Origin of the sequence: Catenibacterium sp. RTP21428st1_D7_RTP21428_210409 (genome assembly GCF_040227455.1) — a bacterium.
Taxonomy (GTDB): domain Bacteria; phylum Bacillota_I; class Bacilli_A; order Erysipelotrichales; family Coprobacillaceae; genus Catenibacterium; species Catenibacterium mitsuoka_A.
On the sequence record NZ_JBEHVX010000072.1, the window covers coordinates 1 to 13,258 of the forward strand.

General features: G+C 34.4%; 15 protein-coding genes. 1 reads left to right on the forward strand and 14 read right to left on the reverse strand.

The genetic code is table 11. The annotated features are described in order from the left end of the window. Positions 1–608: 608 nt before the first annotated feature. The gene (locus ABUA27_RS09765; protein ID WP_287844803.1) at positions 609–788 is read left to right on the forward strand and encodes a hypothetical protein; all 180 of its coding nucleotides are present in this window, start codon (positions 609–611) and stop codon (positions 786–788) included. Between the two features lie 56 nt (positions 789–844). Here ABUA27_RS09765 and ABUA27_RS09770 read toward each other — a convergent pair whose 3' ends face one another. The 14 genes from ABUA27_RS09770 to ABUA27_RS09835 all read right to left on the reverse strand — a co-directional run bounded on the left by ABUA27_RS09770 (position 845) and on the right by ABUA27_RS09835 (position 13,159). Continuing rightward, the gene (locus ABUA27_RS09770) at positions 845–1,315 is read right to left on the reverse strand and encodes a hypothetical protein (RefSeq protein WP_281073389.1); all 471 of its coding nucleotides are present in this window, start codon (positions 1,313–1,315) and stop codon (positions 845–847) included. Further along, positions 1,312–1,764, reverse strand: a complete 453-nt coding sequence (locus ABUA27_RS09775; protein ID WP_117458493.1) for a DUF3990 domain-containing protein — start codon at positions 1,762–1,764, stop codon at positions 1,312–1,314. The genes ABUA27_RS09770 and ABUA27_RS09775 overlap by 4 nt, the downstream gene beginning before the upstream one ends. 659 nt (positions 1,765–2,423) lie before the next feature. Beyond that, entirely contained in the window at positions 2,424–4,223 is a 1,800-nt protein-coding gene (gene pepF, locus ABUA27_RS09780) for an oligoendopeptidase F (RefSeq protein ID WP_349820635.1), read from the reverse strand. 96 nt (positions 4,224–4,319) lie between these two features. Next, entirely contained in the window at positions 4,320–5,066 is a 747-nt protein-coding gene (gene tpiA / locus ABUA27_RS09785) for a triose-phosphate isomerase (protein ID WP_022425257.1), read from the reverse strand. 24 nt (positions 5,067–5,090) lie between these two features. Then, positions 5,091–6,275 carry a phosphoglycerate kinase gene (locus ABUA27_RS09790; RefSeq protein ID WP_129981103.1) on the reverse strand — a complete coding sequence of 395 codons (1,185 nt, stop codon included), beginning with the start codon at positions 6,273–6,275 and terminating at the stop codon, positions 5,091–5,093. Positions 6,276–6,350: 75 nt separating this feature from the next. Beyond that, positions 6,351–7,244, reverse strand: coding sequence for a DUF7916 family protein (locus tag ABUA27_RS09795; protein ID WP_055232838.1), 894 nt, complete (start codon positions 7,242–7,244; stop codon positions 6,351–6,353). Positions 7,245–7,298: 54 nt separating this feature from the next. Further along, positions 7,299–8,087, reverse strand: coding sequence for a Cof-type HAD-IIB family hydrolase (locus tag ABUA27_RS09800; protein ID WP_129981104.1), 789 nt, complete (start codon positions 8,085–8,087; stop codon positions 7,299–7,301). A gap of 71 nt (positions 8,088–8,158) precedes the next feature. Next, a complete protein-coding gene (locus ABUA27_RS09805) occupies positions 8,159–8,422 on the reverse strand; it encodes a hypothetical protein (RefSeq protein ID WP_129981105.1) in 264 nt (87 codons plus the stop codon). A 19-nt stretch (positions 8,423–8,441) separates the two neighbouring features. Beyond that, positions 8,442–9,278, reverse strand: a complete 837-nt coding sequence (locus ABUA27_RS09810) for a PTS system mannose/fructose/sorbose family transporter subunit IID (RefSeq protein ID WP_281073381.1) — start codon at positions 9,276–9,278, stop codon at positions 8,442–8,444. 1 nt (position 9,279) lies between these two features. Then, positions 9,280–10,131, reverse strand: coding sequence for a PTS mannose/fructose/sorbose/N-acetylgalactosamine transporter subunit IIC (locus ABUA27_RS09815; protein ID WP_129981107.1), 852 nt, complete (start codon positions 10,129–10,131; stop codon positions 9,280–9,282). A gap of 30 nt (positions 10,132–10,161) precedes the next feature. Then, the gene (locus ABUA27_RS09820) at positions 10,162–10,653 is read right to left on the reverse strand and encodes a PTS sugar transporter subunit IIB (RefSeq protein ID WP_349820636.1); all 492 of its coding nucleotides are present in this window, start codon (positions 10,651–10,653) and stop codon (positions 10,162–10,164) included. Between the two features lie 14 nt (positions 10,654–10,667). After that, on the reverse strand, positions 10,668–11,099 hold the full coding sequence (locus tag ABUA27_RS09825) for a PTS sugar transporter subunit IIA (RefSeq protein WP_343018350.1): 432 nt from the start codon (positions 11,097–11,099) through the stop codon (positions 10,668–10,670). Between the two features lie 115 nt (positions 11,100–11,214). Next, the gene (locus ABUA27_RS09830; RefSeq protein ID WP_129981109.1) at positions 11,215–12,492 is read right to left on the reverse strand and encodes an extracellular solute-binding protein; all 1,278 of its coding nucleotides are present in this window, start codon (positions 12,490–12,492) and stop codon (positions 11,215–11,217) included. Further along, positions 12,485–13,159, reverse strand: coding sequence for a response regulator transcription factor (locus ABUA27_RS09835; RefSeq protein WP_022425267.1), 675 nt, complete (start codon positions 13,157–13,159; stop codon positions 12,485–12,487). Before ABUA27_RS09835 ends, ABUA27_RS09830 begins: the two co-directional genes overlap by 8 nt. Positions 13,160–13,258 lie beyond the last annotated feature (99 nt).

The following is a 13,258-nucleotide window of genomic DNA, read 5'->3' on the forward strand; positions in this document are numbered from 1 at the left end:
CAAATAGTCTATATCCTGAATATTTCTGCTCCACACTTCTCTTAAATCGTTACCTGTAGATTATGGGTATTCAAAAATAATTTCTTTATCATATTTTCCTTCCCCTTTTTAGAAATCGCTTACACATCTATTATATGATTATTAGTTCGATTAGTGATGTGCAATATGTAACATTGTTATATGACAAATGTCATTTAAACTGTTCTTTATTTACAATAATACTCCAGTGATTAAAATAAAAAATTGGAAGGTTACTCTTCCAATCTATCTAAACTAAATTATTTCGTGTTTTATATTTAATCTTCTTATACTTATCAGTTTTAACAAAGTTTTCGTAAATAGCTTTCTTACTTAATCCATCTCCAATAAATACCATCTTACTCAAGCTCTTGGAATCAAGTCCTGTAATGCTGTATCTACATCAAAATTGAAAATACTGTTTTCCCACCATCAGCTGTCCTTTTGCTCTAATGATATTTCCAAATCTACCATGAATAATTTCTTCGCTGTTCTCATGGAAACATTTTCTAGAGAAAAAAGGCTATTCACAACATTTCATATGGTTTTAAACAGAATTATATTGTACTAATACCAAGGAATGATGTGATATGGAAAACAGAAAGATTATTCTTGATGGATTGTCTTATAATTACTTTACTGATGAAAAGTTAGAGGATTTCAAAACTACAATCGCATACGAAGAAAGAAAAAAGAATAAAGACTTCAAACTTATAGAGTTTGAGGACTTTATAAAAGAAAGAGAAGAAAAATATGGGGTCAAATTTTAATATCAAAATTGACTCCATATTTATATTGCTCATCCAAAAAATAAATTTAACCTCTATTAAAACTCTCCTTCTTTATATGCTCTAGCAATCACATAAGAAGGTTCAAAAAAAGCACCATTTGTATAACTATCAATAGTATTACAGATTTCATCGTTATAGACGCGAATAATACCTGATACATAATCTTCGTTAGATACTGAAGTATCTACAATAAGACGTGAATAAACCTTTCCCATATCCATAGCTGTTGGAATAATGGTACATAACTCACTATCTACATCTTCTATATTAAATTTGCCTTGTTTTAATCCATAATCTTTGATCCAATCATCTGCAACTTTATCTGGATTCTCACAATGTAGTACACTTGCAACACTAATCAAATGATACAAGTTATCATAACCTATAGTATTGACCACATACTTATTTCTTTGACGTATTTTACGTGCTACAAGCTCAATCATAAAACACATAAACAATAAATCATTTCTAGTTATCTCTTCATCTTCAAAGTATTTATTAATCACAATGAATAACTCCTTTCAAAACAAAGTTGTTTCAAAGATTCTTCTGTACAAAATACAATCTGATGTGTAGGATACTTAAACTTTACTAATTCCCAGAATGCTTCTCTAGTAATTAATCCTCGCACAAAATCATCCACATAATTCCAAATAGTATCATCTGCCATAGGACCTTCTACACAATCATAATTATGTGTCTTACCTCTTCTACAATCCACTACAAAATCTAACCATTCATCCGTCATTTCATTAAATACTAATGTATTTAATGAATCATCCTTAGTGTAGCTATATACATTCACAACATGTCCATGCTTTTTAGTCAATGCCCAACGTTTAGCTTGTTTTTCTAAATTTGTACAGTAAAAGCCGTACCCAAAATCTTTATAAAAACCATCTGTAATAATTTTTGGCTGATCTACAATCACACTACTTCCATGAAACAATTCCATTAGTAACCATCCTTTCTTTAAGTCATATACTTTCTATGAGACTCTTTTACATTATTCTGATTAACCGTTACATAATGCATAGTTGTGTCCATCTGAGAATGTCCTAATAAGTTCCGTACCTGTTCAATAGGCATTCCCTACCTATAGTTCTAGTAGCTACTGTTCTTCTAAACTTATCTTTACACCACTAGTCTTTAAGTGAATTTTTGTTCTTGCATCAAAATAAATAGATTTTTCCTTGGTACCCACAAAACATTTCCTATTCTCAAAATCTACATCATCTATATTAATATCTATTAACTTCTCCTACTTTCCTACCTATAGAAGCTAATTTACATAAAATAAGTGAATTGTTCTATGACATCTAAAGGATTAGTAATTCCTCCTGTCAACATAATGTTCTCCTTATCTTTTGACATTATAACATAGTTCAGTTCAGTAAAAAAAGAACAACTCTTATCAGAGCTGTTCTCATACTGTTGACAAACTAAGTGTTAACAGTATGAAAACAAACCCTAAGAGTTGTCCTATGACTTCTTGCTCACAGCATATTAAAAATTATAGTAAGAATACAATCCTATTAATCCTAGAACCAATATGATCAACAAAATTGAAAAAATTACTTTTTTTGTTTTTAACTTCATGCTAATCTCTCATTCTTATAGTTTCTTTAATGTTTCTTCTACATCATCTAGAATCTGACTGAACTTAGTTAAAGCTCTAGATACAGGTTCTGGTGTACTAAAATCTACACCTGCATGCTTTAGCTCATCTAATGGATAAGCACTACCACCCATTGATAAGAATTCTAAGTATTTCTTTGCTGCACCATCTTCATTATTAAGAATTGCTTCACTTAAAGCAACTGCTGCACAATAACTTGTTGCATACTTATAGACATAGAATGGTCTATAGAAATGAGGAATTCTAGCCCATTCATACTGTACTTCATCATCAATGACTAGATCTTCACCAAAATAATCTTTAATCAAATTCTTATATAATGTATTCATGCTTGCTGCAGTGATGGCTTCTCCTCTTTCAGCCATGGCATGTGCATCTCTTTCAAATTCTGCAAACATAGTCTGACGATAAACAGTACCCTTGAAACCTTCTAGATAATGGTTTAATAAAGCTAAACGTTCTTTAGGTTCAGTTGTCTTCTGTAATAACTGTTCTACAAGTAAGTTTTCATTGACTGTAGAAGCGACTTCAGCCACAAAGAGTGTATAGTCTGCATTCTGTGGTGTCTGTGTATGGTTAGAAAGCCATGTATGCTGTGAATGACCCATTTCATGGGCAATTGTACTGACACTATCTAATGTGCCTGTAAAGCTTGTAAGGATGTATGGATTAGAGTCATAAGTACCACTAGAGAAAGCACCACCACGTTTACCATTGTTAGGATAAACATCAATCCATCTATCCTTATAAGCCTGTTTTACTCTATTGACATAGTCTTTACCAAGTGGTGTGACTGCATCTAATACCATCTGCTGTGCTTCTTCATAAGTATATGACTTAGATGATCCTGCAACTAGAGGTGTATAAACATCATAATAGTGTAGTTCATCTAAACCAAGCATCTGTTTTCTTAAACGTACATAACGATACATTTCAGGCATGAACTTTCTTACTGTATCTACTAAACTATCATACACAACACCAGGTACATGTTCATAAGCCATGCTCATGGCTCTTGAAGACTCATAATGTCTCACCTGTGCTTCTGCCACTGCTTCTTTAATACATGCATTATATGTAAATGCAAAGGTATTAATATGCTGTTTGAATCCTTTATAGAAAGATTTAAATGCATTTAATCTAAGTGTACGGTCTTCACTCATCTGTAAAAGAATATAGTTAGACTGGTTGAGTTCATGGACTTCTCCATTTGAATCAGTCACTGATTCAAATGTCATATCAGCATCCTGTAAGCTTTCAGAAATCTTACTAGGAGCCCCTAATGTTTCTGTAAAAGCAGCTAGAAGTGCTTCTTCTTTTGCGCTTAATACATGAGGTTTCTGATCTAATAACTTCTGCATATTGAATGCATAAGGCTTTAAGTCTTCTGAATGTACAATTGATTCCAAAACTTCTTCATCAAGTGATAGGATTTCTGGTTCAGCAAAGCTGATTGCTGTTGCGTAAGCTGTATAGACCTGATACGCTTTTGCTTCCATTGCCTGTGCGTCACTATCTCTTGTATCTTCACAATTTCTAAGTGATGCATAACAATAGAAATCAGATAACTTCCTACCTAAATGGGTATCAAAATCAAAGAATTCTCTGATTGTTTTCGCATTATTGAGTTTACCCTGGTATTCAGGTAGTTTCTTAATCATTTCATTAAGTTCAGGTAATGCGTTATTCCATTCTTCATCATTTTTAAAAAGTGTTGAGAGGTCCCACATATATTGTGGATCCATATCTTTACGTTCTTTCATTGTTTCTGCCATAGTGCTACTCCTTTCAATGAGTTAGTTATAGTATACCACTCATTTGTGTTTCATACACAAAAAAAGATGATCCACTAGGAATCATCTCTTAAATAATTAGTCGTTTAAAGCTTCGATCATAGCTACGTATGATTCAACCTGTAATGATGCTCCACCAACTAAAGCACCATCGATGTTTGGCTGTTCAAGTAAAGCTTTTAATGTAGCAGGCTTTACAGATCCTCCGTACTGAATTCTTACTTTTTCAGCAACGTCCTGACCATAAAGTTCAGCAACTACACCTCTAATGTAACCACAAACGTCTTCTGCGATTTCATTAGTTGCAGTCTTACCAGTTCCGATAGCCCAGATTGGTTCATAAGCGATAACTACTCTTTCAGCAGCTTCAGCTGTAACATCCTTGAATGCAGCAACAACCTGAGTCTTAACTACATCATGAGTCTTTCCAGCTTCATATTCTTCTAAAGATTCACCAACACAAACGATTGGAGTCATACCGTTGTTTAATACCTGAAGCATCTTTAAGTTAACAGTTTCATCAGTTTCACCGAAGTACTGTCTTCTTTCAGAATGTCCTAAGATAACCCATTCAACACCGATTTCTTTTAACATTCCAACGCTTACTTCACCAGTATAAGCACCACTGTCTTTGAAATGGCAGTTTTCAGCAGCAACGATTAAGTTCTTTGCGCCTTCTTTAGCAGTTGCTAAATCTAAGAAAGGAGTAGCAATACCCCAATCAGCTTTATCAGTTACTTTACCATCAACAGCAGCAACAAATTCCTTTGTTTCTGCGATGCCATGGTTCATTTTCCAGTTTCCTACAATAATTGGTTTTCTCATTTTAAATTATATCTCCTCGAAAAATTATTTATCGTTGATAGCAGCGATACCTGGTAATACTTTACCTTCCATATATTCTAATGATGCTCCTCCACCAGTAGAAATATGAGATACCTTATCAGCGAATCCTAACTGCTTAACAGCAGCTGCAGAGTCACCACCACCGATGATAGTGTTAGCACCCTTAAGGTTAGCTAACATGCTACATACAGCTTTAGTACCTTCTGCGAACTTAGGCATTTCGAATACACCCATAGGGCCATTCCAGATAACTGTCTTAGCACCTTCAAGTTCTTTAGCAAATAATTCAACAGTCTTAGGACCAATATCAAGACCCATGTATCCTTCAGGTACATCTTCACCAACAACCTTGATATCTCCATCTTCACCAAACTTACTGCTTACTACAGAGTCGATTGGAAGGATTAACTTATCTCCACCCTTTTCGATGAATGACTTAGCTAATTCTACCTTATCTTCTTCAACTAATGAAGAACCAACTGTATGTCCCTGAGCTTTAGCGAAAGTATAGCACATACCACCACCGATAATGATCTTATCAGCAATGTTTAATAAGTTTTCGATTACACCGATCTTAGAAGATACTTTAGAACCACCTAAGATAGCTACTAAAGGTCTTTCTGGATCAGATACAGCCTTACCAATATAAGCGATTTCCTTTTCTACTAAGAAACCTGCAACTGCTGGTAAATGAGCAGCAATTCCTACAGTTGAAGCATGAGCTCTATGAACTGAACCGAATGCATCTTCTACGAATACATCACCAAGTGATGCCCAGTAAGCACCTAATTCAGGATCGTTCTTAGTTTCACCAGCTTCATAACGAGTGTTCTGAACTAAGATAACCTGTCCGTTTTCAGCGTTCTTAACTGCTTCTTCAAGTTCAGCACCGCGAGTAGCGTTTACGAACTTAACATCTCTTCCTAATAATTCAGCAAGTTTAGGAGCAACAACAGCCATATCGTTCTTAGCTTTGTCTTCTTCCTTCTTGATCTTACCTAAGTGAGAGAAAAGTACAACAGCCTTTGGGTTGTGTTCTAATAAGTAGTTGATTGTTGGTAATGCAGCAACAACTCTGTTATCGTCTGTAATTTCTCCTGTGTCTTTGTCTCTTGGTACATTGAAATCTACACGTACAAGAACTGTCTTGCCTGCGACATCAATATCTCTAATTGTTAATTTATCCATTAATTATCATCCTCCTACGACGAATTATAGCACAATTAAATATTTATATACAATCAAAAATACTATTCTTACCAATTATCTGTTTACAGATGAAGCAATTTTATGGTATGTCCATCTTTTTCCTCTAATAGCAACGCTTAACGTCATGATATTTTCAGGTAAAGCCATACCACACCATCCAGCATCACCAATATGCTGAATGTCTACACCACATCTTTTATTCACAATCGCGATTTCTCTGACTGTTTCAGTATCTGCACCTTCCTGGCTTGTACCGATTGCAGATAGTGCTAATGCATTATGTGCATGAATATATTCACATGCTTTAGTCACTGTTGCTTCAGATAATCCTGGTACTGTATTTACAGCTGGCATTAAGATAACATCAGCCCCCGCATCAATGAATTCCTTGATTGCTTCTAAGTCTACTACTGGTTCATTAACACCAGCACCATGCATCTTACCAGCAATAATTAAGCCCTTGAAATATTTCTTAGCTTCCTTAATTGCAGCAGCAATTGAATGATTAGATACACCAACACCTGGGTTACCTGTTAAACAGATGAAGTTGAATCCTAATTCCTGTGCTTTCTTAAATGTTTCTGCAGTTGCCTGTCTACCAGATGCGATTGTCTGTCTTTCTTCAAGCATATCAGCATCTAAGTCTACTGGTTCAAGGTTACATCCTACTGGTCTACCAATTAATTCCTGTAACTTCTTAACTGGTTCATCACATTCTGGCAAACCATTGATCACTGGATTATTGCAATCAAATACATTTAAAAGAACCATATCACTACCAAAAGAAACAGCGAGTTCCGCATTCGTTAAGTCTCCTAATAATGGTGGAATAGCCACTACTGTTTCAGTCATGACAGTTCTTCCTTCACATGCAAGAATAGACTGTTTTAATTCTTCTCCATTCATTGCAAGCATTTCACTTGTTGTACAATTCAATAATCTTTTCATATTTTATTCCTCCGTAATTGCTTACATTATACTACATCTATCCAGAGATTTCTTCTATATAATATTTAATTTTTGTAAGGCATTGAAAATGCCATCTTGATTATTGGTACTTGTTACGTCTTTTGCGATATTTTTAATATCATCAGGCGCATTTCCCATCGCAATACCCATTCCTACACTTTCTAACATCTCTTTATCATTATAGTTATCACCAAAAGCGACAATATCCTGTTTATTAATAGAATAATAGTCACATAGATGATTAATGGCATCTGCTTTAGTGACTCCTTCATTCATGATTTCTATTAAGATATCTGAAGAACAGGCAATGGAACAATGAGGAAACCTTTCTTTTAAGCTTTTTTCTATCTCTTTTGTATAAAGAGGATTACACATACATAATAGCTTATGTATTTTTCTAGAAGGATCTAAAGAAGAAAGTGTACCTTTCTGTGCTTCTGCTTTTACTATACGTTCTTCTCTTAATACACGGGGATCATCTTTATCCTCTACTAACCAATCATGTAATGCATAAATATTAATAGTACAATCAAACTTCTTTTCTTTAATAAAAGTAATGACTTCTTCTGTCTGTTTATAGTTCATCCCGTTTTCATATAATACCTGTCCCTTTTCATCTAAGATGAGTCCTCCACTAAAACAGATCATTGGACAAACAATATCATTCTCTTTCAGTATTGGATATATACCTTCTGGACTTCTTGCAGAGACAGGTAAAAAAGGAATATCTAAAGATTTAATAGCGTCTCTTGTTTTAGGACTCATATGATGGTCATCTGTAAGTAATGTGCCATCAATATCACTTAATATACATTGATACATATTGTTACCTCCAAAAAAATGAGCATCACAATCGGTGATGCTCATATAATTAAATTTATAAGTTGATAGGATTATTGAATTAAATCTAATATCTTATTGACGTTGTTTCTACCATTTCTAATTCCAAGCCCAATGATCACAGATATGATTACACAAAGCACCATACCAACAATACCTACGATTCTTGTTATAAGAGATGTAGGTCCAAATAAAATGAACGCAAGGAATAATGAGGAAAAAATGATTGAACACTTTAGCCATCTCTTTAAGTTGTTAAGCATCTTAGTTTGATATTTTACTTCTTCTACATAATGTGATTTAAGCTCTTTATTCATGATAGAACGCTCCTTTATATTAGTATTTTAATCCAGGGTTGAAGAATCCAATAACAACACCTACGAAAGCAACAACTACAAGTAATAACATTACTTTGATAGGAGACATTTTCTTCTTAGATAATAGATACCAGCAAAGAATAACGAATGCTGCTGTTAAGAATCCAGGATATACACCATCTAATGTTTTCTGTAATTCTAAGAAAGGCTTAGTTGCACCAGCTGCAGTCATTGTGAATGAAGTTTTGATACTTACCCAAGTAGCTGCAACAGCACCAATAACGATACCACCAAGCATTGTGATAGATTCTCTTAGTGCTTCACCCTGAGGACCTACTAAGAAGTCTACGGCTTTACCACCAAGTTCATAACCTTTGAAGTATAAGAACTTCATTCCAAAGTATGCGAATAAGTTCCATACGATGATATAGAAGATAGCACCAAGAGGAGATCCTCCAGTACTCATACCTAAAGCGATACCTAATAAGATTGGAATTACAGTACCTACAACTAATGAGTCACCAATACCAGCGATTGGACCCATTAAACCAGCACGTAAACCATTGATTGTTTCATCATCTACATCTTCAGCACCATTTGCACGTGCTTCTTCAAGACCAGCAGTCACACCAACGATAACAGTACCTAACTGAGGTTCAGTGTTAAAGAAAGCTGTATATGTTTTTAAAGCTTTTGCCTGATCTTCTTTGTTATCATATAACTCTTCAATAATTGGTAACATTGATGTCAAGTAACCAAATGTCTGCATGTGTTCCTGTGAGAAACATGTAAGGTGTCCATAGTACCAATGATGGAATGATTTTGATAGAGTTTTCTTTGAAATCTTCTTTTCCATTTTAGATATCCTCCTCGTCATCATCATCTAAATCATCTGCAGCAACAGCAACAGCTGGTTTTGATAAAGAAAGCATTTTAATTTTATAATTGATTAAAGCGAACATACCAGCAATTAATGTTGCAGATACTAAGTTAATGCCAAGTGAAGCAGCTAAAGTGAAACCAAAGAAGAATGGAATGAAATCTACTGCTTTAGTTACAATCTGTTTCAATAAGATAGCAATACCAACACATGGTAATAATGAACCAACAGTGAATAATGTCTTCATAGCAAGGCCATCCATTGGTAAGTAAGTCTTGATTAAGTCAACCATTGGTGCACCCATTTTACACATGATTAATGTTGGAATGAATGAACAAATGATATGTGAGATCCAAGGAAGTACCCAGTCAACTGTATATAATTTCTTGAAATCACCTTTTTCAACTGCAGTCCAGCCAATATGCTGCCATGCTAAGTTGATAGTCGCTGTTCCATAGAATAATACTGTACCTAATGTACCAACCATTGAACCGAATGAAGTAGCAAGACCCTGTGCTTCTCTTGAAGCAGGATTTAAACCATAAGAATGAACCGCAATCATTGCAAGTGGGATACCAATGTAGCTGACAGCACGAACGTCTGCAGATACTGTTCCACCAGGAGTAACTAATGCGATATAAACTAACTGCATAGCGATACCAACAAGAATACCTGTCTTTAAATCGCCTAAGATAAGACCACAAATTAAACCACCAACTAAAGGTCTACCTAAAGTGTAGTTACCAATAGAAGTACCACCTAAACCTGGCATACTTGATAAACAAGCAAATAGGCCAAGTAGGGCAGCTTGAAACCAACTAATTTCCATAATTTTTTTCTCCCTTAAATATAATATTTGTTAATAACCGAATTTACCTTTGAAATCATCCCATGTACCAATTGATGCATCTGGTAATAAGGCAAATTTGATTTTATAACCTGCTTTAGAAATTCTTTCGAATGCATCTGCTTCTTCCTGAGTAATAGACTGGTTATTACCAAGCTTTACAGCGCCTTCACGGTCATTACAAGGACCAACAATAACTGTATCAATACCACACTTGAATCCCTGATCTACTAGGATTGTAGCCATATCAACAGGATTCTTAGTGATTAAGAAATACTGAGTATCAGAGTCTAATACCTTCTGAGATTTCTTAGCGAAAGCATCAAGTGTCCAGACAAATGTCTTTTTACCACTTGCAGCTTTATAAGCAGCCTTTAATACGCTGTTATCTGCTGCTTTATCATTAACTGCTACTAAACCATCGCAAGGATATTCTCTAGCCCAGCGAGTACAAGTCTGACCATGAATCATACGGTCATCAATACGAATAAATGAAACTGACATTTTTGGTTTCCTCCTTAAATATCGTCTTCTTCGTCATCATCATCTGATGCAAGTTTAAATTCTTTTAATGCTTCATGTGCTTCACCAAGTACTGCCTGAGGAAGCATTTCCTTATCCATGTTATCCTTCATTAATACTGTAGTTAATGCAAGTGGAAGGTTCATACCACCTAGGACAACTGTATTATTTGTTAAACCTTTTTCATTAATTACATTTAGTGCAGTAGTTAATGGTGATCCACCAATTAAGTCACCAAGAAGAATGATTTCATCTTCTGCAGTAATTGGACTTACTGCTTCTTTGAATACTTCTGCGAATTCATCTGCAGTCTTACCATTTTCTAATCCAACTGCAATAACTTCTTTCTTTTCTCCAGCTAACATAGTAAGTGCATTGGCTAATCCCTTAGCAAACTCACCATGGCTTACAAGTACTACATATTTCATTTCTTTTCTCCTCCTGTGACTACATTCTAGCATTCAAACGCTTTCAATCCATCTGTCTAAAGTCATATCTTTAATATGACATTTGTCATATTAAAAAAAGAGTGGTTAAACCACTCTAATCATTGAGATATTTGTTTACTTCTTTTTGTAATTCTATTAAAGAAAGATCAAAGTCATCACTTGAACGAACAATCTTTGTAATGTTGTTATCAATCATTGTCATTGCTGAATCATATTTCTTAAACTTCTCTCTATTGCGGGCAACTAGAAGTGCTTGATTCAATAAAGACATACTCATCTGACTATCTCCTGATTCTTCATCTAACATATCAATAATAGTCTGAGATTGTGCAACCTTCTTTAAAGGTGAAATACCTTGAGAATAGTGTGTTAAAGACTGCTGAGTCTTCGTATCATTACATAGTTCTTTTAGTAAATCCCAGGCCTGTGATTTATGATAAGATTTACTACTCATCCCCATAAGTAATGTAGAAACCTGTGTACTACCTTTATCTTTACTTACTGTTGGCATTTTAAGGCAATCCCATTCAAATGTAGAATACTTCTTAATACGCCATGGATAAGGTTTATAAGTACGATAGACTGATAAAGAGAGTGGTGAAAAAGCCACTAAGCCTTTATCAAATTCTTCAGAAGTGACACTATGTCCCTTATTAAGATTATTAAGTTTCCGATAGAATTCTAATGCATTTCTAACAGCACTTTGTTCCAAGAAACATTTTGTTCCTGTTTCATTAAATACTTGTGTTCCATATCCATAGATAGAATAAAGCCATTTATAATCATAACAGCCATAATAGTTATTAGAATACTCACTTACTTTCTTGCATATTGTATAGAAATCTTCCAAGGTCCAATCATTATCAGGCATATCAATATGACATTCTTCTAAGAGTGTTTTATTCACAAACATGAGTGTTGGATCACATTCATAAGGTAATGCGTATTGGTGCTTAGAATAGGTACCTGCCTTTAAAACACTTGAATAATAATCTTTTGAACTAAATGTCTTATCATGATTGATATATGTATCGATATTTGCCAGTGCCCCAATAGAACCTAATGTATTAAAATCATCATCAAGAACCATAAAGACATCTGGTTCCTTCCCTCTCACAATCTTATCAGAAAGCCATGAAGAGTAATCACTCTTCATAATACCATTCTCATACTTTACTTTTACTCCAGGGTATTTCTTTTCAAATCTTTCTATAGCCCCATCAATAATCTTATAGCTTTCACCACTTGGTACACCCCAGTTACTTCCAGAAAAAACACCTAGTTCTAAAGTAATGGTATTAGGATAATTAACCACTATCATAAAGAAAAGTGATAATACTACAATACTTAATACAATTTTAACCCTATTCATCGTCAATCGCCTTTGTGAGTAAACCACTCTCTACTGCCCATATCGCAAGTTGAGTACGGTCTCTTAAGTTTAATTTAGAGAGTATAGAGCTTAAATAATTTCTGACTGTTCCTTCTGATAAGAAGAGTTTCTGGGCTATTTCTTTATTAGATAAGCCATATCCTACATGCTGTATAACCTTCCATTCTGGTTTACTTAATGTTTCTACATCTTTTTCATCTACTTTAATCGTATAGTTGTTCTGTTGCATCTTAGAGAACATACTAAAGACTTTTGTTGCAATATCAGGATTAATCATTGCGCCTCCGGTATTGACTGTCACAATTGCTTTATAGAGTTCATCCATTGATACACCTTTTAATAAATAACCACTCGCACCATAACGCAAAGCACTAAAGACAAAGTCATCATCATCAAAAGTAGTCAATATAATAATCTTTGTATTAGGATATTTCGCCTTCACTTCCTTAGTAGCCATAACACCATCCATACCTGGCATACGAATATCCATTAAAATAACATCAACAACATACTTTTCTAAACATTTTAATACTTCAAAACCATCTGATGCAGTATCTACCACATCAATATCAACATGTGTACTTAATACTATCTTTAATGATTCTCTAATCAATTCCTGATCATCTGCAATCATTACCTTAATCATATAGTTCTCCCTCCTGCAAAGGTAGGTAGTGTCAAAAATCTATATCACATAGCATAAATACACTACCCTCAATTTTATCTATATAAACAGTAAAATGAT